The 25,136-nt window shown below is 39.3% G+C and carries 23 protein-coding genes and 1 pseudogene; all 24 read left to right on the top strand.

Features of this window, described 5'->3' with window-relative positions:
- Positions 1–17: 17 nt before the first annotated feature.
- Entirely contained in the window at positions 18–434 is a 417-nt protein-coding gene (locus D8802_RS00355; RefSeq protein ID WP_125394348.1) for a hypothetical protein, read from the top strand.
- A 26-nt stretch (positions 435–460) separates the two neighbouring features.
- Entirely contained in the window at positions 461–1,090 is a 630-nt protein-coding gene (locus D8802_RS00360) for a hypothetical protein (protein ID WP_125394349.1), read from the top strand.
- A 131-nt stretch (positions 1,091–1,221) separates the two neighbouring features.
- Entirely contained in the window at positions 1,222–1,425 is a 204-nt protein-coding gene (locus tag D8802_RS00365) for a hypothetical protein (protein WP_125394350.1), read from the top strand.
- 37 nt (positions 1,426–1,462) lie between these two features.
- Positions 1,463–1,804, top strand: a pseudogene (locus D8802_RS00370) (hypothetical protein).
- 122 nt (positions 1,805–1,926) lie between these two features.
- Positions 1,927–2,274 carry a hypothetical protein gene (locus D8802_RS00375; RefSeq protein ID WP_125394351.1) on the top strand — a complete coding sequence of 116 codons (348 nt, stop codon included), beginning with the start codon at positions 1,927–1,929 and terminating at the stop codon, positions 2,272–2,274.
- A 125-nt stretch (positions 2,275–2,399) separates the two neighbouring features.
- Positions 2,400–3,197, top strand: coding sequence for a formate/nitrite transporter family protein (locus D8802_RS00380; protein WP_125394352.1), 798 nt, complete (start codon positions 2,400–2,402; stop codon positions 3,195–3,197).
- Between the two features lie 150 nt (positions 3,198–3,347).
- Positions 3,348–4,628: an O-acetylhomoserine aminocarboxypropyltransferase/cysteine synthase family protein gene (locus tag D8802_RS00385; RefSeq protein WP_125394507.1), complete on the top strand. Its 1,281-nt coding sequence runs from the start codon at positions 3,348–3,350 to the stop codon at positions 4,626–4,628.
- Between the two features lie 94 nt (positions 4,629–4,722).
- Entirely contained in the window at positions 4,723–5,997 is a 1,275-nt protein-coding gene (locus D8802_RS00390) for a DUF2130 domain-containing protein (RefSeq protein WP_125394353.1), read from the top strand.
- 1,301 nt (positions 5,998–7,298) lie between these two features.
- Complete coding sequence (gene truB, locus D8802_RS00400) at positions 7,299–8,177, top strand: tRNA pseudouridine(55) synthase TruB (RefSeq protein ID WP_125394355.1); 879 nt, start codon at positions 7,299–7,301, stop codon at positions 8,175–8,177.
- A 166-nt stretch (positions 8,178–8,343) separates the two neighbouring features.
- Positions 8,344–10,452 carry an AAA family ATPase gene (locus D8802_RS00405; protein WP_125394356.1) on the top strand — a complete coding sequence of 703 codons (2,109 nt, stop codon included), beginning with the start codon at positions 8,344–8,346 and terminating at the stop codon, positions 10,450–10,452.
- A 26-nt stretch (positions 10,453–10,478) separates the two neighbouring features.
- Positions 10,479–11,654, top strand: coding sequence for an HNH endonuclease (locus D8802_RS00410; RefSeq protein WP_260468394.1), 1,176 nt, complete (start codon positions 10,479–10,481; stop codon positions 11,652–11,654).
- A gap of 335 nt (positions 11,655–11,989) precedes the next feature.
- Positions 11,990–12,628, top strand: coding sequence for a uridine kinase (udk, locus tag D8802_RS00415; RefSeq protein ID WP_001181369.1), 639 nt, complete (start codon positions 11,990–11,992; stop codon positions 12,626–12,628).
- Between the two features lie 128 nt (positions 12,629–12,756).
- Positions 12,757–14,097 (top strand): exodeoxyribonuclease VII large subunit, encoded by a 1,341-nt coding sequence (xseA, locus tag D8802_RS00420; protein WP_125394357.1) that lies wholly within the window; start codon positions 12,757–12,759, stop codon positions 14,095–14,097.
- Entirely contained in the window at positions 14,075–14,287 is a 213-nt protein-coding gene (locus D8802_RS00425; RefSeq protein WP_000043226.1) for an exodeoxyribonuclease VII small subunit, read from the top strand. The genes xseA and D8802_RS00425 overlap by 23 nt, the downstream gene beginning before the upstream one ends.
- Positions 14,284–15,159, top strand: coding sequence for a polyprenyl synthetase family protein (locus D8802_RS00430; RefSeq protein ID WP_125394358.1), 876 nt, complete (start codon positions 14,284–14,286; stop codon positions 15,157–15,159). Before D8802_RS00425 ends, D8802_RS00430 begins: the two co-directional genes overlap by 4 nt.
- Positions 15,152–15,967 (top strand): TlyA family RNA methyltransferase, encoded by an 816-nt coding sequence (locus D8802_RS00435; protein ID WP_125394359.1) that lies wholly within the window; start codon positions 15,152–15,154, stop codon positions 15,965–15,967. The genes D8802_RS00430 and D8802_RS00435 overlap by 8 nt, the downstream gene beginning before the upstream one ends.
- On the top strand, positions 15,960–16,391 hold the full coding sequence (locus D8802_RS00440) for an arginine repressor (protein WP_001034389.1): 432 nt from the start codon (positions 15,960–15,962) through the stop codon (positions 16,389–16,391). The genes D8802_RS00435 and D8802_RS00440 overlap by 8 nt, the downstream gene beginning before the upstream one ends.
- A gap of 6 nt (positions 16,392–16,397) precedes the next feature.
- On the top strand, positions 16,398–18,065 hold the full coding sequence (gene recN / locus D8802_RS00445; RefSeq protein ID WP_125394360.1) for a DNA repair protein RecN: 1,668 nt from the start codon (positions 16,398–16,400) through the stop codon (positions 18,063–18,065).
- A complete protein-coding gene (locus tag D8802_RS00450) occupies positions 18,066–18,794 on the top strand; it encodes a metallophosphoesterase family protein (RefSeq protein ID WP_125394361.1) in 729 nt (242 codons plus the stop codon).
- Between the two features lie 78 nt (positions 18,795–18,872).
- A complete protein-coding gene (gene lepA / locus D8802_RS00455; RefSeq protein ID WP_125394362.1) occupies positions 18,873–20,696 on the top strand; it encodes a translation elongation factor 4 in 1,824 nt (607 codons plus the stop codon).
- Positions 20,697–20,864: 168 nt separating this feature from the next.
- The gene (gene dprA, locus D8802_RS00460; RefSeq protein WP_049536571.1) at positions 20,865–21,713 is read left to right on the top strand and encodes a DNA-processing protein DprA; all 849 of its coding nucleotides are present in this window, start codon (positions 20,865–20,867) and stop codon (positions 21,711–21,713) included.
- 117 nt (positions 21,714–21,830) lie between these two features.
- Positions 21,831–23,918, top strand: coding sequence for a type I DNA topoisomerase (gene topA, locus D8802_RS00465; protein ID WP_000179667.1), 2,088 nt, complete (start codon positions 21,831–21,833; stop codon positions 23,916–23,918).
- Positions 23,919–24,024: 106 nt separating this feature from the next.
- Positions 24,025–24,384 (top strand): YbaN family protein, encoded by a 360-nt coding sequence (locus tag D8802_RS00470; RefSeq protein WP_125394363.1) that lies wholly within the window; start codon positions 24,025–24,027, stop codon positions 24,382–24,384.
- A gap of 92 nt (positions 24,385–24,476) precedes the next feature.
- Positions 24,477–25,109, top strand: coding sequence for a copper homeostasis protein CutC (locus tag D8802_RS00475; protein ID WP_125394364.1), 633 nt, complete (start codon positions 24,477–24,479; stop codon positions 25,107–25,109).
- Positions 25,110–25,136 lie beyond the last annotated feature (27 nt).

The raw sequence follows: 25,136 nt of genomic DNA on the forward strand, positions 1-25,136 counted from the left end.
TCAAAGGAGAATAATGCATGTTCGAATATTTTTTGCTTGGAATGAAAACGATGTGGGAAAGTCCTGTCTTTAGTTTTGCCTTTTACTTATTAGCCTCTATTCTTTTACTAATCTTTTGGCGACGTTTTATAATTGTCCGTCGTAGTGGTGGTGATTTTTTTGCTCCGTTTCACATTGCCAATGGGAGACTTTATATTCACAATGCTTTTGTATTTGTGAAGAGAATCATTTCGCTGAATAACATCAAAATGATTGAAGTCAAATATATTCGAAGTGTCAAATTGAACGGGGCAAGGTATCATTTGTGTATCGAAAGAAAAGCTGGAAAAGCTGTCAGTTTTTTCTTCGGACAATCAAAACAGAATGATCTCCTTGTGAAGAATCTAAAGAATGAAACTAAAAACTACCATATTAGAATTGTAATGGATGGATAAGTGTTTAGCTTAAGAAAGGAATGATCATGGATAAGCTACAAGAAGTCAGAGAAAATGAACAGTTAAGGACCTTACTGATGACTGAATGTGATATTTATTTTTATGACAAGATAAGTGAAGTCCAGTTTTCAGGGAACAATGAGGAGTACTCTCTTGCCTGTAAGGCATTTGCTCAAGACGGTAGTGGGGGAGAATATGTTTTTCTCAAAGATAACAGCATAGGCTTTATCGGAAGTGAGGGCCAAGTGGGGAGAGTAGCAGAAAGTCTGGAGGACTTACTAACATTACTACTTCACGCAGGTTATATTTCGGATTTTAGTTGTCGGCATCTTTATCAGAACACAGACTTATTGAAAGCATTTTGTAGGGGCTATGTGTCTAAAATACGAGAAAGCTATCAGGTTAAGCAGGAAAATTGGGATCAAGTACGAGGAAATATGGCTCAAAAACTATCACTTGATTTCAATCCTGAAAAACTAGAAAAAGTAGCCATGGCATTTTATCAAGCGGCGACAAGGAAGCCTGTCTTTTCCTGTAAGTATATAGACGGTGAAGAAGAGTATACCTGCGATTCAGTCTTGTCGGACATTGTAGGCTTGTGGACGACAGAACTTGTAGGTATGAGTAGAGAAGAAATTGAAAACTATAAAATTTGATAATGTATGATGCTTGCAGGATGATCATTCAACTTTAATGGTATCTTTTCAATGTGAGAGGAAGCTGATCAGTAGGTTGAAAGATTTATCGTAAGCAACCGAAGGATGTCTAGTATAAGAGAGGAGAGATAATGAGTCAGTTAAGAGAAAAGTCTTTAGTTAGGCTCAAAGAAGACATAACAAGTAGTTTTCCATTTGACAAGGATCTTCCTGTGATATTCTTGGGAGAAATTGCCAATATGGCTGGACACGGGATCTTCATAGGAAAATCGGGGAAGTCTTATTTTGGATATCATATTTCACATTTTAGAGAACTAAGTGAAGATGAGATATAGGACTTTCGCAGTAGGAAAAATAGAATAGGAGCTGTCAATGCATCATCAGATTGATTTAGTATTTCCCAACTTATACAAAGTATTTTTGTCCAAAGTTGAAAAGTAAGGAGGCTTCGTAATAGAGAATACAGGTATCACCTTATACTCGAGGCTAGATTTGCTAGAGAGAAACTCCACCTACCAAATAGAAGAGTGGGAACCTGATTTTTTCCTGATTGGGCAAGATGGGGATGTTGCTTTTTTTATAAAGAAAGATTCTGACGACACTATTTATATGAATGATTTGGGGGCATTAGGTTCACTGGAAATGAAACCCATATCTTTAAATATTTTCGAGTTTGTGCAACAAGCGAGTGAACATTATGATGATATCTTCTAATCATTGCAAGTGTTGTTATTTTATAGTACGCGTGTGTGGAAGACATTTTTATGAAATCATTTGAACATTTTGATTAATGTTAATGAATTTTTAGTAAATGATAATGATTTGGAGAGTGAACAATGAATTTTGATGAGAGTTTACAGCAATACACTTATGAGCATGAGGGAGTGACCTTTGTTTGGGACGAAGAGCCTGATTGTGACTTTATAGATAAAGTTGAACTGTTATCAAAAAATTATCAGGAAAATCTCAATAGAATTATCAACTTCATGCTAGCTGATCTTAAGGAAATGTATGGAGCAGTCAGCGAGGAAGATGTGAAGCACAAGCTGGGGAAACCTATCATTGACTACAATCAAGGAACAGTTAGTTATTGTGAGCAAACCTTCGATGACTGGCACCTATTTGAGTTTGAATTTTTGGATGATCAATTTAAAACATTGAAATGTTTTTCTGTTAATGGGTAAAGGATAGATTTATGGAATTACCCCAATGCCTTGATTTTCTTTGTAGAAAACGTATACAAGAAAGGCTTTTCAAAATGCGTGCTTTATGTTATAATATTCACAAATAAAAGTTTTAGGAGTTTTTTATGGTCTCTTCAGAATTTATCTCAAAGATTGAATTTGCTTGTAAGAAGAAAGAAAGTCTTTATAGTCAAAGTAAATTCAAATATGCGATTCGTTCCATGTTTGCAGGTGCCTTTTTAACATTTAGTACGGCTGCGGGCGCAGTTGGGGCTGACTTGATTAATAAAATCGCACCAGGCGGTGGACGATTCCTTTTCCCATTCGTTTTTGCTTGGGGATTGGCCTACATTGTTTTCTTGAATGCTGAGTTGGTAACTTCCAACATGATGTTTTTGACAGCCGGCAGTTTCTTGAAAAAAATCTCTTGGAGAAAAACGGCTGAGATTTTACTATACTGTACCTTCTTTAACCTCATTGGTGCTCTTATAGCAGGTTGGGGCTTTGCCCATTCAGCAGCCTACGCAAATCTGACACATGACAGCTTCATTTCAGGAGTTGTTGAGATGAAATTAGGTCGTTCAAATGAACTCGTCTTGCTTGAAGGGATTCTAGCAAACGTCTTTGTAAACATTGCTATTCTCTCCTTTGTTTTGGTCAAGGATAGTGCGGCTAAGCTATGGCTTGTTTTGTCAGCAATTTACATGTTTGTATTCTTAACAAACGAACACATCGCTGCGAACTTTGCTTCTTTTGCGATTGTTAAGTTCAGTGTTGCAGCTGATTCCATCGCAAACTTTGACATTCCTAATATTCTTCGTCACTGGGGTGTGACCTTTATTGGGAACTTCATTGGGGGCGGTCTCTTGATGGGATTACCATACGCTTTCCTCAATAAAAACGAAGATACTTATGTCGATTAAAGAAATGAGCACGAGTTAATCGTGCTTTTTTGTTTGATGTGTAAGACTAGTCATAGTTGTTCCTTATATCAAAATATAGAAAAACGGTATTGGAAAAGACTAGCCCAAGATGATACAATATCCCTAATGAAGCTATTTGGAGGTTGTCATATGACTCGTGATTTTAAATTTGAAACTCTACAATTACATGCTGGGCAAGTAGTTGATCCAGCAACTAAGTCTCGTGCAGTACCGATTTATCAAACAACATCCTTCGTTTTTGATGATACGCAGGAAGGTGCGGATCTGTTTGCCTTGAGAAAACCAGGCAATATCTATACTCGCATCACCAACCCTACAACAGTGGCCTTTGAAGAAAGAATCGCTGCTCTTGAAGGTGGTGTTGGAGCGCTTGCAACAGCATCAGGTATGGCTGCTGTAACCTACACTATTTTGGCTCTTGCTCACGCAGGTGACCATGTTGTAGCAGCGTCCACTATTTACGGTGGGACCTTCAACCTCTTGAAAGAAACCCTTCCTCGTTATGGTATCACAACAACTTTTGTCGATGTGGATAATTTGGAAGAAGTGGAAGCAGCTATCAATGACAATACCAAGCTTGTCTTGATTGAAACCTTGGGGAACCCCTTGATTAACATTCCTGACTTGGAAAAATTGGCTGAGATTGCGCATAAGCACCAGATTCCACTTGTTTCGGATAATACTTTTGCCACACCATATTTGATTAACGTCTTCTCTCATGGTGTAGATATTTCCATTCACTCAGCAACTAAGTTTATAGGTGGGCATGGTACGACTATTGGAGGAGTGATTGTTGATAGCGGTCGTTTTGACTGGGCAGCTTCAGGTAAATTCCCTCAATTTGTTGAGGAAGACCCAAGTTACCATAACTTGAGCTATACTCGTGATGTGGGTGCAGCAGCCTTTATTATCGCTGTTCGTGTTCAATTGCTCCGTGATACAGGTGCGGCCTTGTCACCATTTAATGCCTTTCTCTTGCTCCAAGGGCTTGAAACTCTCTCTCTTCGTGTTGAACGTCATGTGCAAAATGCAGAGAAAATTGTTGATTTCCTTGTCAACCATCCTAAGGTAGAGAAGGTAAATTATCCAAAACTTGCTGACAGCCCTTACCATGCCTTGGCTGAGAAATATTTGCCAAAAGGCGTGGGTTCAATCTTTACCTTCCATGTCAAAGGTGGAGAGGCAGAAGCTCGCAAGGTCATTGATAATTTGGAAATCTTCTCTGACCTTGCAAACGTAGCGGATGCTAAATCTCTTGTTGTCCATCCTGCGACAACCACCCACGGTCAGTTGTCAGAAAAAGATCTAGAAGCAGCAGGTGTCACACCAAACCAAATTCGCTTGTCGATCGGCCTTGAAAATGTAGAGGATTTGATTGAAGATTTGCGTTTGGCCTTGGAAAAAATTTAAAGTAACAGATATAAACAGTGGGTTTCGACTCGCTGTTTTTGATTTTCCCTCAGGCATGATATAATGGTTACAGAAGTCTAGAAAGAGGAAAGTTATGAACGAAATCAAATGTCCCAACTGTGGGGAAGTCTTTACAGTTAATGAAAGTCAGTATGCTGAACTCTTATCCCAAGTGAGAACGGCTGAGTTTGATAAGGAATTACACGATCGCATGAAGCAGGAGTTAGCCTTGACTGAGCAAAAGGCCATGAATGAGCAACAGTCTAAACTGGCTCAGAAGGATCAAGAAATTGCGCAATTGCAGAGTCAAATCCAAAATTTTGATGCAGAAAAAGAATTGGCCAAGAAAGAGGTTGAACAGACAAGCTATCAGGCTCTCTTGGCTAAGGACAAGGAAGTGCAGGCCTTGGAAAATCAATTGGCCACCTTGCGTTTAGAGCATGAAAATCAACTGCAAAAGACCCTTTCTGACTTAGAAAAAGAGCGGGATCAGGTTAAAAATCAGCTCCTCTTGCAAGAAAAGGAAAATGAGCTGTCTTTGGCTTCTGTTAAGCAAAATTACGAAGCCCAGCTTAAGGCTGCCAGTGAACAGGTCGAATTCTACAAGAATTTCAAGGCTCAACAATCCACAAAAGCTATCGGTGAAAGTTTGGAACAATATGCAGAGAGTGAGTTCAATAAGGTTCGTAGTTTTGCCTTTCCAAATGCTTACTTTGAGAAGGATAACAAGGTTTCTACGCGTGGTTCTAAGGGTGACTTTATCTTCCGTGAATGTGATGAAAATGGAGTGGAAATTATTTCCATCATGTTTGAGATGAAAAATGAAGCAGACGGAACAGAGAAGAAGCATAAGAATGCGGACTTCTACAAGGAATTGGACAAGGACCGTCGGGAGAAAAATTGTGAATATGCAGTTTTAGTGACCATGCTTGAGGCAGACAATGACTACTTTAACACTGGTATTGTTGACGTCAGCCACGAGTATGAAAAGATGTATGTGGTTCGTCCTCAGTTCTTTATCCAGTTGATTGGTCTCTTACGAAATGCTGCGCTTAATTCCCTTAAATACAAGCAAGAGTTGGCCTTGGTTCGCGAGCAAAATATCGATATTACACATTTTGAGGAAGATTTGGACGCCTTCAAAGTAGCCTTTGCCAAGAACTACAACTCTGCTTCAACCAACTTTGGTAAAGCAATTGATGAAATCGACAAGGCCATCAAACGGATGGAAGAGGTCAAGAAGTTCCTTACCACATCTGAAAACCAACTCCGCCTCGCTAACAACAAATTGGAAGATGTTTCGGTTAAAAAATTGACCCGAAAAAATCCAACTATGAAAGCGAAGTTTGAAGCGCTGAAGGGGGAGTGAGGTTAGCTTAAAAACAGGAGTTCCTATGAAAAAATCTTTGAAATTCTCGGAAATTTATATTGCTTATTTACCATTAGTTGTATTCTTTCTTAATCTCCTATATGGTCTTTTAAATATTGAAGGCGTAGGCGATACTGACTCAAGATATAATTTAATCTTTGCTATTTTTGGATTTATTCCAACTATATTCGGTTATGGAATTAGTTTTTTGGCTAATCTTCTGGTGGGGATATCTTATGTGCGAAAAGCAAAAAATGAATCGAAACGCATCATTGCTTTTCTATTGCTTGGAAATATTTTTTTAGCAATTTTTCTGATGTTTTTGCTAAGATTTAAAATGATCGTTTCCTTTGACTTTATAAAAGNTATTGACCTTTGGAGTTTCATTTTTTCATTATTTTTATTTCCGTATTTAGATTGGATTTATCAAAAGGAAGACTATAATCCAAAATTAAGTCGCAAGTTACTCATTCTATTTTTGATTGGTATTTTTTCTCCATTTGTAGGAAGTAGAATTCAAATCCACTTTAGAAATAGTGCTAAAGTTCAACAATTAAAAGAGTTTTATTCTTCTAGGGGAATGAATTATGATGTTGCTCTTAAAAGCGTAGAAATAGATAGTAACGTTTCAGATATTAGTATTTTTGAAGTATCGGATAATGGAATGACTATCCAAGTAGGTGCTAAGTACATTCGTCAAAAATTAACACAGGTCAGTTTCATTAATGAGAATTATGGTTTTAAAGAATTCTTGAGGCTTTCTGCATCGAGCCAAGAGGCACAGACAGTTCTGAATGATTTTAAATCAGCTGTAGAAAGTGCAATACAAAAGAAAGGATATGATATAGTAGTTATTGATAATAAAGAACAGCCATTAGCTAGCCCTGGTTTTAAAATATCAAATTCATATAGGATAACTCCTTTAATAAAAGAAAAGGCTCTTCAAAATCAAAATTCATTCAGTAAAGAAAAACAAGCTTTTAGAGGATATGCGACTCTTTCTGTTAAAGACTTTATGAAGGAGGGAGCACTTTGCTTGCATTTAACACTTAGCAAAAGTAACCTATTGGAACTAAGAGATATTGATTTTTCAAGCTTTCCAGATGGATATTACAACATAAATGCTGACTACTTTTTGGTTGTTAATGGAAAATATAAGCAACTTGAAAAGGATGATAATTTTGAATATATTTTACCAATTGAGTCGGGTAAACCATTTTACTCTGAGGATTTATATGATATTAAAAAAATTGATTTAAACAATGAGGAATAGAAGTGAAAGGGAAATTAGAAAGCAACAGATGAACGGTATTATCAACTTAAAAAAAGAAGCGGGGATGACTTCGCATGACGCGGTTTTTAAACTGCGTAAGATTTTGGGAACCAAGAAGATTGGTCATGGTGGGACCTTGGATCCAGATGTGGTGGGTGTTTTGCCAATTGCGGTGGGCAAGGCGACCCGCATGGTCGAGTTTATGCAGGACGAGGGTAAAGTCTATGAGGGGGAGATCACTCTTGGTTATTCAACGACGACTGAGGATGCTAGTGGGGAAGTAGTCGCAGAGACACCTGTTTTGTCGCCCTTGGATGAAACCACTGTCGATGAAGCGATTGCGAGTCTGACTGGGCCTATTACTCAGATTCCACCTATGTATTCGGCTGTTAAGGTTAATGGTCGCAAGCTCTATGAGTATGCGCGTGCAGGTCAGGAAGTGGAGCGTCCAGAACGTCAGGTGACCATTTATCAATTTGAACGAACAAGTCCGATTTCTTATGAGGGCGAACTTGCACGTTTTACCTTTCGCGTGAAATGTAGTAAGGGGACTTATATCCGTACCTTGTCAGTTGATTTGGGAGAGAAGCTTGGTTACGCGGCCCATATGTCCCATCTGATTCGAACGAGTGCTGCAGGTTTGCAGCTAGAAGATGCTCTTACCTTGGACGAAATTACTGCAAAAGTGGAGGCTGGGCAACTGGACTTTCTCCATCCTCTAGAGATTGGTACGGGGGACCTTGTCAAAGTTTTCCTAACTCCAGAACAAGCTACAGAAGTGCGCTTTGGACGTTTTATCGAGCTAGACCAAACAGAACAAGAATTGGCTGCCTTTGAAGGAGATACATTGCTAGCTATTCTAGAAAAAAGGGGCAATTTCTACAAACCAAGAAAGGTTTTTAGCTAGTCATTGCTGTCTTTTTTGTTTCTTATTAATAGAGTTGGGTAAGTTATTACTAAGTGTTAGTATGTATATAGAAGAGCGAAGCAATTGAAATCGATTACATATCGAGCTAGGATATTGTAATTTTATTTTGATATAATGATAATAAAATGAAAGGGATTTCTTAAAAATGAGTGTTAGCGAAATTATTGAAAGAATTAGAAGTGAGTATTCGGAGATTGACTGGTTAAAGAGTAGAAGTAGTTTTTATAAAATAACTAAACAAGGAGTATTAGTCCAGTATGATCTAAAAGAATTAGAAAAAAAGTATAAAAAAAGTAATTTTTTAATTATCAATAAGTTTGCGCAGTCAGCAATAGACTGGAATTCTGATTTAGAAAATTATTTTGTTATCACTGAGTTAACCGATATCCCTAAAACTGGAAATATTGAAATTACGAAAAATAATAAGTTAACAGAATTCGAAAACTATATTGGACAGAGTTACTTTATTATTGAACAAGACTTTTTCACATGTCATTTTATAAGAGTTGAAAAGGATGGCGAGGAATATTTAGAGACATTGCAGGAAATTATTTCCTTAAGTTTTGATAATTTTGTAGAGCAGATGTTTATAAAAAATAGTGATTGGGATGATTATGGTTATAAATTGGTTTTAAATCTTACGATTTGGGAACAAACTTTTGAGCTACGAGTTAATCCGAAGAATAATCTGTCTATGGACTATTTAAAAAGTGGTGAAGGAGAATATCCTGATGAGGATTTTTGTTCCTTGGGTGAAGTGGCGTACTATGAATTTTTAAAAAAATATCTTTCTTATAAAGAACGTCAGAAATGGTTCACTCGATCAAGAGACCTTGCATCTAATATAAGTTTATTAGATGCAATTTCAGAAAAATATTCAGAAGTTTCAGATTCACACGGTAAATCTCTGACATTTCTCCCACCTAATGGTGATGTTCATAATTTTTTATATAATTCATTTCTAAGAACAACCACATTAAAAGAAATTAAGGAAATATTTTACCCATTGACTGTTTTTGGATATTCTAATTCTACGGTACATTATTCAGGGGATGGGAAAAATATAATACAGGCGGTAGATGATAGAGTAAAATCTATAAATTATAGTTTTAAAGAAGATGGTATAGATAAAGGGAAACTACAATTCATAAAAAATAGAAATTCAAAATTACCAATGAATGTTTTTGCAGTGGTTGGTGGAAATGGTAGTGGAAAATCTCATAAAATCAATCAGATAATAAAGGAACATTTAGAAAGAGACAATAAGTTCTCACAGATACTTCATTTTTCATTAAGTCCATTTGATAATATTATTAATTTTAATAGAAATGGTACAAGTATAGAGGTTGTTGATAAAGAAAAAGATTCCGATGATGGCATTGTCTATGAGAAAGTAGGTTTTGTTTCCGTAAAGCATCCTCCGATCCCAGAAGTTCTCAAGAAAGCAGTGTCAATAGAAATTAAGCAGTATCTAAAAGAAAAATCTAGGAAATATCTTGATGATGATAATACACTAAAAGAAGGATTTGAATCTAAAATAAGCATCAAGGAAAGTTTTACCTACTACATACAGAATTTATTATTTGATTTGATTGCTTCTGAAGATAAATTAAAAATGTGGGGGGATTGTTTAAAATTCTTTTCATTTGAAGCTTGGGTAGAAGATATTAAAAATGCTTTTTTAGATAGAGAGATAATAAAAGAGGATATTGAAAAAATAGACGATCTAAGTTCAGGACAAGCAACTATTCTTTTATATATTACGAAGCTGGTTTCAAGCATTAATCAGGGAAGTCTAGTAATTTTTGATGAACCAGAAACGTTTATGCACCCACCTATGCTTAAAGCATTTATTAGAGCTGTTTCAGAGATAGTGAACAATAATAAAGCTTTCTGTTTGATTGCTACACACTCTCCAGTAATCATTCAAGAAATTCCGCATTGTAATGTCTATAGGTTGGATACGAATCACGAATTAAAAAATACTAATTACAAAACCTATGGTCAGAATTTAGATACTTTATACAAGAATATATATGGTTTGGCATTACAACAAACAGGTTATAACAGTTTCTTTAATGACCTCAGGGATAATATTTTTGACAAAATTAAAGAAACAAATCAAGAGGATTTAGAAGATGTTAATTTGTTATCAGATAAAGACAGGCAATATCTAGGTGATGAAGCTTTTCTGAAGTATCTTTTAGTCAAAGATGAGATAGAGAAAGTGGGTGAAGTCTTATCAAAAGAGTAGCTAAAGAATATCCGTCTATAGAAGAAGTGATAGCGGTATTACCAAATACTGTCGATAAGGACCTTCGTAGTTTTTTAATAGAGGTAGATAAGAAATATGAAAGTAAAGCTAGTATACATAAATTGCATGAGTTAGATGTTGATATGATTCAGCCACAGTGCGAGATTTTACCTTCATGGTATAGAAATCATATCCGAGAAGAATCGAAAGGATTATTTCAAAAATTCCCAGTTGTGAAAAATAGTAACAATCAAGCAATTTGTCCTATTTGTGAAGGTGTGTTTTCAACTAAAATAACACTCAAGCATATTATTCCTAAGAGTGAGAAAGAGAAAGATGGTCAAAAACTTGGCGAACCTAGACTTGCAATTTTACCAATTAATCTAGTCAAATGTTGCGAGGAGTGTAATACTTCTAAACATAGTGAAAAGTCTCTCAAAGAGGAAGAAAGTGAAATCCACCCTTACTTTGAAGAGTTTGACATTGAGGATTATTTTGATATAAAATTTGTTGATACAAACGAGGGATTTTGGCCGGAAGTTGAATTTAATTACAAAGATAATTCTAATGGTAAACGTATTCATAATTTTATTGATAATTATAATATTGAAAAAACTTACACTCATAGAGTCAAGTTAGAGTTTCAAAGAATTTTGACCATATTAGCAAATAGTCCACTAACTTTAACAAAATCTATTTTGCAATTATACATAAAAAATCTACGAGAAGAATATAAAGAATATAGAGAATGTGAAAAAATTAAAGGTAAGTATTGGGTAGATCAAAATTATTTCGGATTTAAAATATGTGAGTATTTAGTAGAAATAATAGATAATGATTCTGTTATTTATAAATTAAATGAGGAGATAAACAAACGTCGTCAGCCTTCTCAATATATTGCTTTTTCAAATCAAGAATTTCAGAATGATATGAACAAAGTACAAACAATAAGGGATTTAGAAATGTTTGTTAAAAATAACAAAGAAGACCTCATTGCCTATTACCAACAGATTAAAAAACAAGGACTTTCTATTGATTTTCCTAAATTATTTAATGTAGATGAAGATAGGTTAAGAAAAAAATGCTTAGATGATAAGTTAAGAAAAAAACGCTTAATCGAGGAAATTGTTAAGTACTATTTAGAAAGTGGTAAAAGTTTCGATCATTTCGGAGAAGATTGTGCTTCTATAATTACTATTTAAGATGAAACTCAAAATTATAGAAGAAAACGAAGTTAAGAATCATAAAAAATTGAAAGAGATGAATCAAAAATCAGTGGAGGGAACAGCAAATCATGCATCAGCAATTTAATCAGAATCAAGAGACAGTCTTAGAAAACCTTATATAAAGATTATACGAAATTGGTTATAGATATCAAACCTTTTTACTAAAAAATTGCAAAGTCTTTTTGTTTTGTTAATCAAAGCAGATACCACGCTTTCTATTAAAATTTATTAGATGAGTGCCCCAAAATCAGACTATAAATTTTGTAAAAAATGTGATAGAATAGACGACGGATAAAAAAACGGAGGATAGCATGCAAAATAGACCAATCATTATCGGAGTGACAGGTGGTTCTGGTGGTGGTAAGACCAGTGTTTCAAGAGCCATTTTATCGCATTTCCCTGATGAAAAGATTTCCATGATTGAGCATGATTCATACTACAAGGATCAGTCTCACTTGACCTTTGAAGAGCGTGTCAAAACCAACTACGACCATCCATTTGCCTTTGATACAGACTTGATGATTGAGCAGATTAAGGAATTGTTGGCGGGACGGCCAGTGGACATCCCGACTTATGACTATACAGCGCATACACGGAGTAGCAAGACCTATCGTCAGGAGCCTCAAGATGTCTTTATCGTTGAGGGGATTCTGGTCTTGGAGGACAAGCGTCTGCGCGATTTGATGGATATCAAGATTTTTGTGGATACAGATGATGATGTGCGTATTATTCGTCGGATCAAGCGTGATATGGAAGAGCGTGGTCGTAGTTTAGATAGCGTTATTGACCAATATCTGGGTGTGGTAAAACCTATGTACCACCAGTTTATCGAGCCGACCAAGCGTTATGCTGATATCGTCATTCCTGAGGGAGTCAGCAATACAGTTGCTATTGACCTTTTGACGACAAAAATTGCAAAAATTTTGGAAGAAGCGCGAAACAGCAAATAATCAGATGAGGAGGTCTAGCCTCCTTTTTCTATTTTTCCTTTAGTTTCAGTAGGAAAAAGGTGATTTTTAAGCATGTTTTTGGTATAATAATACCCATGGAAAAGCAAGAAAATGAATAGTAGGTGGAGATGGAAAAGTATTTATCGGTAACAACTTTGACCAAGTATCTGAAAATGAAATTCGATAAAGACCCTTACTTGGAACGGGTCTATTTAACTGGTCAAGTTTCCAACTTTCGTAAACGTCCTACTCACCAATATTTCTCCCTAAAAGATGACCGAGCAGTCATTCAAGCGACCATCTGGTCAGGGATTTATCAGAAATTAGGCTTCGACCTCGAAGAAGGAATGAAGATCAATGTGATTGGGCGAGTTCAGGTTTATGAACCGAGTGGGAGCTACTCCATCATCATTGAAAAAGCTGAACCTGATGGGGTTGGGGCGCTTGCGATTCAGTTTGAACAACTCAAGAAAAAATTGACGGAAGAAGGTCTGTTTCAAGAACGCTTCAAGCAACCTCTTCCCCAGTTTGCTAAGCGAATTGGTGTGGTAACCAGCCGTAGTGGAGCCGTTATTCGAGATATTATCACGACCGTCAGCAGACGATTTCCTGGTGTCGATATTCTTCTCTATCCGACCAAGGTGCAAGGTGACGGAGCAGCGGAGGAAATTGCTCGAAATATTGCGCGTGCCAATCAACGTGAGGACCTAGATGTTCTCATCATTGGTCGTGGTGGAGGTTCCATCGAGGATCTCTGGGCCTTTAACGAAGAAATTGTCGTACGGGCTATTTTTGAATCTCGTTTGCCAGTTATCTCCAGTGTTGGTCATGAGACGGATGTGACTTTGGCTGACTTTGTGGCAGATCGCAGAGCAGCGACGCCAACAGCAGCAGCTGAACTGGCAACGCCTGTGACCAAGTTGGATCTATTAGCTCATTTGCAAAATCAAGAAAAACAGATGGCAACAGCAGTTCAGAATGTCCTGTTAAGGAAAAAAGAAGCTTTGAAAAAATGCAGTCAGTCTGTTATCTTTAGACAGCCAGAGCGCTTGTATGATGGTTATTTGCAACGGTTAGATCAACTGCAACTGCGATTAAAACAAAGTTTGCGAACACGGATTTCTGATAACAACCAATTAGTACAAGCAAGGACTCATCGTCTGGTCCAATTATCACCTGTTACCAAAATCCAGCGTTATCAAGACCGCCTAGGTCAGTTGGACAAGCTCCTACGTAGCCAAATGGCGCTGGTTTATGATGCTAAGGTTGCTGAAGTGAAGCGACTTTCAGAAGCCCTGCTGATGTTGGATACCAGTCGAATTGTGGCTCGTGGCTATGCTATTGTCAAAAAAGAAGATTCTGTTGTGGATTCAGTTGAGAGTTTGAAGAAAAAGGACCAAGTAACGCTTTTGATGCGGGATGGTCAAGTAGAATTAGAGGTTAAAGATGTCAAAACAAAAGAAATTTGAGGAAAATCTAGCAGAACTGGAAACCATTGTCCAAAGTTTAGAAAATGGTGAAATTGCTCTAGAAGATGCAATTGCTGCCTTTCAAAAGGGCATGGTCTTGTCAAAAGAGCTCCAAGCGACACTGGACAAGGCTGAAAAGACCTTGGTCAAGGTCATGCAAGAAGACGGAACAGAAAGTGATTTTGAATGAAGAAGCAAGAAAAATTAGCTCTTGTTGAGTCGGTTTTGGAAGATTTTTATGGAGATCAGCAGTTTGCCTCTAGTTTGCGAGAGTCTGTTCTCTATTCCATTCATGCTGGTGGCAAGCGTATTCGGCCTTTTCTCTTGTTAGAAGTTTTGGAATCCCTGAAAGTGCTTATCCAACCAGCACACGCGCAGGTGGCTGCGGCTTTGGAAATGATTCATACAGGAAGTTTGATTCACGATGATCTTCCTGCCATGGATGATGATGATTACCGTCGGGGACGTTTGACCAACCATAAGAAATTCGGTGAAGCTATGGCGATTTTGGCAGGAGATGCCTTGTTTCTAGATCCCTATGCCTTAATAGCGCAGGCAGATTTGCCCAGTCAAATCAAGGTGGACTTGATTGCCAACCTATCCCTTGCTTCAGGAAGTCTGGGAATGGTTGCAGGGCAGGTTTTAGATATGGAAGGCGAACACCAGCACTTGTCTTTGGAAGAGCTCCAGACCATTCATGCCAATAAAACTGGAAAATTGCTAGCCTATCCCTTTCAAGCAGCTGCTATCATAGCTGAATTAGCACCAGAAATCCAAGCAAAACTGGAAACTGTTGGTGAATTAATCGGACTTGCCTTTCAAGTCAGAGATGATGTGCTGGATGTAACAGCTAGTTTTGAGGAAATCGGCAAGACTCCGCAAAAGGACTTGCAGGCAGAAAAGTCAACCTATCCTGCCTTGTTGGGCTTGGAAGAGGCGACTGCCTTTTGTAACCAAACTCTGGATCGAGCCGAGGCTAAATTAGAAGAAATCGCCCAGCAAGTCAGTTTTGAAACAGAGCCGATTGTGAAAATAGTAGAAAGTTTGAGAATCAATGGCTAAGGAAAGAGTGGATGTACTAGCTTATAAACAGGGTTTGTTTGAAACGCGTGAACAAGCCAAGCGCGGTGTCATGGCTGGACTAGTCGTAGCAGTCCTTAATGGAGAACGATTTGACAAGCCAGGAGAGAAAATCCCAGATGATACTGAACTAAAACTCAAGGGTGAAAAACTCAAGTATGTCAGTCGAGGTGGTCTAAAACTGGAGAAGGCCTTGGAGGTCTTTGATTTGTCAGTGGAGGGAGCGACCGCGATTGATATTGGGGCTTCCACTGGAGGATTTACTGACGTCATGTTGCAGAATGGTGCCGTGCTTGTCTATGCAGTCGATGTTGGTACCAATCAGTTGGCTTGGAAATTACGCCAAGATCCACGAGTCGTCAGTATGGAGCAGTTTAATTTCCGCTATGCTGAAAAGACTGACTTTGAGCAGGAACCAAGTTTTGCCAGTATTGATGTGAGTTTCATTTCCCTTAGTCTGATCTTACCAGCCTTGCATCGTGTGTTGGCTGAACAAGGTCAGGTGGTAGCACTTGTCAAACCCCAGTTTGAAGCAGGTCGTGAGCAGATTGGGAAGAATGGAATCATTCGCGATGCCAAGGTCCATCAGAATGTCCTTGAATCTGTCACTGCTATGGCAGTTGCTCAAGGTTTTTCAGTGCTTGGATTAGACTATTCACCAATCCAAGGTGGACATGGAAATATTGAATTTCTGGCATATTTGAAAAAGGAAGATGGAGCAAGTAACCAAGTTGCCCCTGAAATAGAAAAAGTTGTAGAGAGAGCACATAGAGAATTTAAAGATGAATAAAAAAGAGAGACTTGAAAAAATTAGAAGATTTGTAACAGATTATCAAATCGGAACACAGGAAGAAATCGTTGAGCATTTAAAAGAAGCAGGTATCTCTGCCACTCAAGCGACGGTGTCACGAGATATTAAGGAACTGGGTATTGTAAAAATTCCCTTGAAGAACAATAAATACATCTATGAATTGCCAAAAACAATTGTAAGAAGTTTGCAGTTGGCTGAGAATAACATAGTAGGTTCTGAGCGCATGGGAAATATGATCAATCTGGATGTCATTCCTGGGAATACTGCCTTTGTCAAGAGTCAGCTGATGAATACTTTCTCAGAGAGAATTTTCAACTGTCTGGCAGACGACAACTCAATTTTGATTATCTTGAGAAATGAAGAAGACGCCAAGGAAATGTTTGAACAAGTAAAAAATTGGTAGGTTTATATGTTACTTGAAATTTCGATAAAAAACTTTGCCATTATAGAGGCGATTTCGCTCAATTTTGAAAAAGGCATGACAGTCTTAACTGGTGAAACAGGTGCTGGGAAATCGATCATCATCGATGCCATGAACATGATGTTAGGAGCTAGAGCGACTACAGATGTTATTCGTCATGGTGCTCCCAAGGCTGAGATTGAAGGGCTTTTCTCTGTTGAGAACAGCCGTGTTTTACAGGAACTTTTTGAAGAGCAAGGTTTGGAAATGGGGGATGAGATTATCATCCGTCGTGAAATTCTTCAAAATGGGCGAAGTGTTAGTCGCGTGAATGGGCAGATGGTCAATCTTTCTGTCTTGCGTGCTATTGGGCAACACCTTGTGGATATCCATGGTCAACATGACCAAGAGGAGTTGATGCGTCCTCAACTGCACATCCAGATGCTGGATGAATTTGGTGAAGCAGCATTTTTGGAGCTTAAACAAGCCTATCAAACAAGCTTTGACACCTACCGCAAAATGCGTAAACAAGTTCTTGAAGTCAAGAAAAATCAACAAGAACACAAGTCTCGCATTGAGATGTTGGAATTTCAAATGGCAGAGATTGAAGCAGCAAACTTGCAGGCTGGTGAAGACTTAGCTCTCAACCAAGAACGAGATAAACTCCTCAATCATAAAAATATTGCGGATACGCTAACCAATGCTTATAGTATGTTGGACAATGAGGAATTCTCCAGTCTTGCTAATGTCCGTTCAGCCATGAATGACATGGAAAGTGTCGAAGAATATGACCCTGAATACCGTGAAATTTCAAGTTCTCTATCAGAGACCTACTATGTTTTAGAAGATATTACTAAGCGTCTGGAAGATATTATTGAGAATTTGGATTTTGATGGCAATCGCCTCATGCAGGTTGAGAATCGCCTAGACCTTCTGAATACTATTTCCCGTAAGTACGGTGGGACTGTAGACGATGTCTTGCTTTACTTCGCCAAGATTACGGATGAGTACAATCTCTTGACAGGGAATAACCTTTCTTCCGAAGATATGGAAGCAGAGCTTAAAAAATTGGAAGTCAAGCTTGTCGACTTGGCAGGTCAGCTTGCATCTGCTCGCCATGACTTGGCCCAGCAGCTCGAAGCAGAGATTAAGCAAGAACTGCAAGACCTATATATGGAAAAGGCACAGTTTCAGGTTCGCTTTAGTAAGGGCAAATTCAGTCGTGAAGGAAATGAAACAGTTGAGTTTTACATTTCAACCAACCCTGGCGAAGACTTTAAACCCTTGGTCAAGATTGCATCTGGTGGGGAATTGTCTCGTCTGATGCTAGCTATCAAGTCTGCCTTTTCTCGTAAGGAAGGTAAGACCAGTATTGTCTTTGATGAGGTGGATACGGGAGTTTCAGGTCGTGTGGCCCAAGCTATTGCGCAGAAGATTCATAAGATTGGCCAGCATGGTCAAGTTTTAGCAATTTCTCATCTACCACAAGTGATTGCGATTGCGGACTACCAGTTCTTTATTGAAAAGATTAGTGACGAACATTCAACTGTTTCAACGGTTCGTCTCTTAACTTTAGAAGAGCGAGTAGAGGAAGTAGCTAAGATGTTGGCCGGGGAGAATGTAACCGAAGCGGCCCTTACCCAAGCCAGAGAATTATTGCAAACGAGGGAGAAATAAATGACAGACTATTATGTAATTGGAGATGTCCATGGAAAGGCCGGGATGCTGGAAGACCTTCTCAAAACATGGGATGGTCACACCCAGTTGCTTTTTCTAGGGGATTTGATTGACCGAGGTGAAGATAGTCGCCGTGTTCTAGAAATGGTCAAGGACTTGGTGGATAATCATGGAGCGATCTGTCTATCTGGAAACCATGAGTATATGCTTTTGACTTGGTTGGACAATCCTGAAGAAAGCTATGACCACTATCGTCGAAATGGTGGCGATACAACCATTAACTCTATCCTAGGTCGTCCCTTGGATGCACCTGTGGATGCAGTGGAAGACGCTAAACGCGTCGAGACGGAAGCAGCAGATTTAGTCGAATTTATTCGTCAGATGCCTTTTGTCGTTGAGACAGACAAGTATATCTTTGTCCATGCTGGTATTGATTTGACCTTGGATGATTGGCATGAAACAACTGATTACAAGAAAGTCTGGCTTAGAAAACCATTCCACGAAGCTGAAAACCATACGGGAAAAACAATCGTCTTTGGACATACACCGGTTTATGGTTTGCTCAAGCAAGACCTAGGTACTGCTGAGCTTTGGATAACAGAGGATGGCAAGATTGGCATGGATGGAGGAGCTGTCTATGGCGGTGTCCTTCATGGGATTGTCTTTACAGACCAAGGTATGACAGAACACTACTTTATCGAAAATGATGGTTTTGTTGCCGAAGATTAGTACTCCTAGCAGGGTATGGTCTTGTCAAAATGTTAAAAACAATTTATAATTAATAGATACCCTGAAAGGAAGAGCATCATGAACTTAGAAGAATTAAAAAAACGACAGGAGAAGATCCGCAACTTCTCTATTATCGCCCATATTGACCATGGGAAATCAACCCTAGCAGACCGCATTTTGGAAAAGACGGAGACGGTTTCAAGTCGTGAAATGCAAGCCCAGCTTCTCGATAGTATGGATCTTGAGCGTGAACGTGGGATTACCATTAAACTCAATGCCATTGAGCTGAATTACACTGCGAAAGACGGAGAAACTTATATTTTCCACTTGATTGATACGCCGGGGCACGTGGATTTTACCTATGAAGTGTCGCGTTCGCTAGCGGCCTGTGAAGGAGCAATTTTGGTGGTTGATGCTGCGCAAGGGATTGAGGCGCAAACTCTTGCTAACGTTTATCTAGCCTTGGACAATGATTTGGAAATCTTGCCCGTCATTAACAAGATTGACCTACCAGCAGCTGATCCAGAGCGTGTTCGTACAGAGATTGAGGATGTAATTGGACTAGATGCCAGCGAAGCGGTCTTGGCTTCAGCCAAAGCTGGTATTGGTATTGAAGAGATTCTTGAGCAGATCGTTGAAAAAGTGCCAGCTCCAACTGGTGATGTTTCAGCTCCATTAAAAGCCTTAATTTTTGACTCGGTCTACGATGCTTATCGCGGGGTTATCCTCCAAGTTCGTGTTATGGACGGAGTGGTCAAACCTGGCGATAAGATTCAGCTCATGAGCAATGGCAAGACTTTTGATGTGACGGAGGTCGGAATTTTCACACCGAAAGCAGTCGGGCGTGATTTTCTAGCGACAGGTGACGTTGGTTATATTGCGGCTTCCATCAAGACGGTTCAAGACACTCGTGTTGGTGATACAGTGACCCTAGCAAGTAATCCTGCATCAGAACCACTAGACGGGTACAAGCAGATGAACCCTATGGTCTTTGCGGGTCTTTATCCAATCGAATCAAACAAGTACAATGACCTTCGTGAAGCCCTCGAAAAATTGCAACTCAACGACGCCAGCTTGCAGTTTGAACCAGAAACATCTCAGGCACTCGGCTTTGGTTTCCGTTGTGGTTTCCTTGGACTTCTCCATATGGATGTTATCCAAGAGCGTTTAGAGCGCGAGTTCAACATTGACCTCATCATGACAGCTCCGTCTGTTATTTATAAGGTTAACCAAACTGATGGTGAGTCTATGGATGTGTCTAACCCCTCTGAGTTTCCTGATCCGACTAAAATCGCGACTATTGAAGAGCCATATGTCAAGGCGCAAATCATGGTACCGCAGGAGTTCGTCGGAGCAGTTATGGAACTAGCTCAGCGCAAACGTGGTGACTTTGTAACCATGGACTATATTGATGATAATCGTGTCAATGTTATCTATCAAATTCCGCTTGCTGAAATCGTCTTTGACTTCTTTGATAAGCTCAAGTCTTCGACACGTGGTTATGCAAGCTTTGACTACGAATTGTCAGAGTACCGCCCATCTAAGCTAGTCAAAATGGATATCCTTCTCAATGGAGACAAGGTGGATGCCCTCAGCTTTATCGTTCACAAGGATTTTGCTTACGAACGTGGAAAACTCATCGTTGATAAGCTCAAGAAAATCATCCCTCGTCAACAATTCGAGGTGCCAATTCAAGCAGCTATTGGGCACAAGATTGTGGCCCGTACTGATATCAAGGCCCTTCGTAAGAACGTACTTGCCAAGTGTTACGGTGGTGACGTTTCTCGTAAACGCAAACTGCTTGAAAAACAAAAAGCTGGTAAGAAACGCATGAAAGCTATCGGATCAGTAGAAGTCCCACAAGAAGCCTTCCTCAGCGTCTTAAGCATGGATGAAGAATAGAAATATAAAATAAAACTCTTGAAGATTTTTCAAGAGTTTTTTGACTTTTGATAGACTCTAGCTGGTCAAATACGAAAGCTGAATAAATGAAAAAAAGAAGATCAACTGGTCTTCTTTTTGCTATTTTTACGAATAGATAGATGAGTAGTAAAAGAAACGGAGTTGTATATGAAGATTACAAACTATGAGATTTACAAATTGAGAAAAGCTGGACTGACCAATCAACAGATTTTAACTGTCCTTGAATATGACGAGACTGTAGATCAAGAACTTTTGTTAGGAGATATTGCAGAAATCTCTGGTTGCAGAAATCCCGCTGTCTTTATGGAACGCTATTTCCAGATAGATGATGCACAGTTGGAGAAAGAGTTCCAAAAATTTCCATCCTTCTCGATTCTTGATGACTGTTATCCTTGGGATCTGAGTGAGATTTATGATGCTCCAGCGCTCTTGTTTTATAAGGGAAATCTAGACTTGCTGAAGTTTCCAAAGGTTGCTGTTGTAGGGAGCCGTTCATGTTCTAGTCAGGGAGCAAAGTCGGTTCAGAGAGTCATTCAAGGTTTGGAAAACGAGTTAATCGTGGTCAGTGGTTTGGCTAAAGGGATTGATACGGCTGCCCACATGGCTGCACTCCAGAATGGTGGAAAAACGATTGCTGTGATTGGAACAGGATTGGATGTGTTTTATCCTAAAGCCAATAAACGATTGCAGGAGTACATTGGCAATGACCATCTGGTTCTCAGTGAATATGGACCTGGCGAGCAACCTCTGAAATTTCATTTTCCAGCTCGAAATCGTATCATAGCAGGACTGTGTCGTGGGGTTATTGTAGCAGAGGCAAGAATGCGCTCAGGCAGTCTCATCACCTGTGAGCGTGCTATGGAGGAAGGGCGCGATGTCTTTGCCATTCCAGGAAACATTTTAGATGGCCATTCAGATGGCTGTCACCACTTGATCCAAGAGGGAGCAAAACTGGTCACCAGCGGTCAAGATGTGCTGGCTGAGTTTGAATTTTAAGGAGAAATAGTTCACTCAGATAAACTTTTCTTCTATACTATAGGAGTTAAGTCTTGACAGCTATAGAAAAATGGTTTACACTTTATAAAGTTTATTACTTTGAAAAGGTGTGATAGTGTGGCTACGGCAACAAAGAAGAAAAAATCAACAGTTAAGAAAAATCTAGTCATCGTGGAGTCGCCTGCTAAAGCGAAAACGATTGAGAAATATCTAGGCAGAAACTATAAGGTTTTAGCCAGCGTCGGACATATCCGAGATTTGAAAAAATCCAGTATGTCAGTTGACATTGAAAACAACTATGAACCGCAGTATATTAATATCCGAGGCAAAGGCCCTCTCATCAATGATCTGAAAAAAGAAGCCAAAAAGGCCAATAAAGTCTTTCTGGCGAGTGACCCGGACCGTGAAGGAGAAGCAATTTCTTGGCATTTGGCTCATATTCTCAACTTGGATGAAAATGATGCCAACCGTGTGGTATTTAATGAAATCACCAAGGATGCGGTTAAAAATGCCTTTAAAGAGCCTCGCAAGATTGACATGGACTTGGTCGACGCCCAACAAGCTCGTCGTGTCTTAGACCGCTTGGTAGGGTATTCGATTTCGCCTATTTTGTGGAAAAAGGTCAAGAAGGGCTTATCAGCAGGGCGTGTGCAGTCCGTTGCCCTTAAGCTAATCATTGACCGTGAAAATGAAATCAATGCCTTTCAACCTGAGGAATACTGGACAATTGATGGTGTCTTTAAGAAGGGAACCAAGCAATTTCAGGCTTCATTCTATGGTATGAATGGCAAAAAGATGAAATTGACCACCAATGAAGAAGTCAAAGAAGTCTTGTCCCATTTGACTAGCAAAGATTTTACAGTAGACCAGGTAGATAAGAAGGAACGCAAACGCAATGCGCCCCTACCTTATACGACTTCAACCATGCAGATGGATGCGGCTAACAAAATTAATTTCCGTACTCGAAAGACCATGATGGTGGCCCAACAGCTCTATGAAGGGATCAATATCGGATCAGGTGTGCAAGGTTTGATTACCTATATGCGTACAGACTCGACTCGTATCAGTCCTGTGGCTCAGAATGAAGCGGCAAGCTACATTAACGACCGTTTTGGTAGCAAGTATTCCAAGCATGGTAGCAAGGTCAAGAATGCCTCAGGTGCTCAAGATGCCCACGAAGCCATTCGTCCATCAAGTGTCTTTAACACACCTGAAAGCATCGCTAAGTACTTGGACAAAGACCAGCTCAAACTTTATACCCTTATCTGGAACCGTTTTGTGGCTAGCCAGATGACAGGCGCTATCTTTGATACCATGGCTGTTAAGCTCTCTCAAAATGGCGTTCAGTTTGCGGCAAATGGAAGTCAAGTTAAGTTTGATGGGTATCTTGCTATTTACAATGACTCTGACAAGAACAAGATGTTACCAGACATGGCTGTTGGAGATGTGGTCAAGCAGGTCAATAGCAAGCCAGAACAACATTTCACCCAACCGCCAGCTCGCTATTCGGAAGCGACGCTTATCAAGACATTGGAAGAAAATGGAGTTGGACGTCCGTCAACCTATGCTCCGACCATTGAAACCATCCAAAAACGTTACTATGTTCGTCTGGCAGCCAAACGTTTTGAACCAACAGAGTTGGGAGAAATTGTCAATAAACTCATTGTTGAATATTTCCCAGATATCGTAAATGTGACCTTCACAGCTGAAATGGAAGGAAAACTGGATGATGTCGAAGTTGGTAAAGAGCAGTGGCAACGGGTCATTGACGCCTTTTACAAACCATTCTCCAAAGAAGTAGCCAAGGCTGAATCTGAAATGGAAAAAATCCAGATCAAGGATGAGCCAGCTGGATTTGACTGTGAAGTTTGTGGCAGTCCGATGGTAATTAAGCTAGGACGTTTTGGTAAATTCTATGCTTGTAGTAATTTCCCAGACTGTCGTCACACACAAGCGATTGTCAAAGAGATTGGAGTCGAGTGTCCAAGCTGTCATCAAGGACAAATCATCGAGCGCAAAACCAAGCGCAATCGTATCTTCTATGGTTGCAATCGCTATCCAGAATGTGAGTTTACTTCCTGGGACAAACCGATTGGCCGTGACTGTCCAAAATGCGGACACTTCCTTGTGGAGAAAAAAGTCCGTGGTGGTGGCAAGCAGGTTGTATGTAGTAATGGCGACTACGAAGAAGAAAAAATTAAATAAAATGAAGAGTTCTGAAAATGAATTTCAGGCTCTTTTTAGTTTAAGCTTGACAAATTTCCTCATTTTGTGGGAAACTAGTAGAAGATTATTTCAATTAGGAGAAGACATGCGTATTATTTACCTAGTTATTGGTTTTATTTCTTTAGCCTTGGCTCTTGTTGGGGTTGCCTTGCCCCTCTTACCAACAACGCCCTTCCTTTTGCTATCAATTGCTTGCTTTTCCAAGTCTTCAAAGCGTTTTGAAGACTGGCTTTATCACACCAAGCTCTATCAGACTTATGTAGCTGATTTTCGCGAGACCAAGTCTATCGCGCGAGAACGCAAGAAAAAAATCATCGTATCTATCTATATCTTGATGGGAATTTCTATTTATTTTGCTCCTCTTTTGCCAGTCAAAATCGGTCTGGGAGCTTTAACCGTCTTTATCACCTACTATCTCTTTAAAGTAATTCCTGATAAGGATTAGTTTTTGAAATTTGATATTTCCTTTGATAAAAATGAAAGCATATTCAAATAATATGATATAATAAATTTAAAGAAAACATCAAGGAGAATCAAATGATTTACGAATTTTGTGCTGAAAATGTGACCTTGCTTGAAAAAGCGATGCAGGCTGGAGCTCGTCGAATCGAGCTCTGTGATAATCTAGCAGTTGGTGGGACAACACCCAGTTATGGAGTGACCAAGGCAGCGGTTGAATTGGCTGCTAACTATGATAGCACCATTATGACTATGATTCGTCCACGTGGTGGCGACTTTGTCTATCAAGATCTGGAAATTGCAATCATGCTAGAAGACATTCGTTTAACTGCTCAAGCAGGTAGCCAAGGGGTCGTCTTTGGTGCTTTAACTGCTGATAAGAAGTTGGACAAGGCTAATCTTGAGAAGCTGATTGCTACATCTAAAGGAATGGAAATTGTCTTCCATATGGCCTTTGATGAATTGAGTGATGAAGACCAGTTGGAAGCTATTGACTGGCTCAGCCAAGCTGGCGTCACTCGTATCTTGACTCGTGCTGGCGTATCTGGTGACTCGTTAGAAAAACGTTTTGCCCACTATCACAGAATTTTGAACCATGCTGCTGGTAAAATTGAAATCTTACCAGGTGGGGGGATTGACCTAGACAACCGTCAAACCTTTATCGACCAGCTGGGCGTGACACAATTGCATGGAACCAAAGTTGTCTTTTAAAAAATAGAAAGGAACTGCTAGCTTTGG

It is taken from the genome of Streptococcus oralis (genome assembly GCF_003943395.1).
Lineage (GTDB): Bacteria > Bacillota > Bacilli > Lactobacillales > Streptococcaceae > Streptococcus > Streptococcus oralis_BF.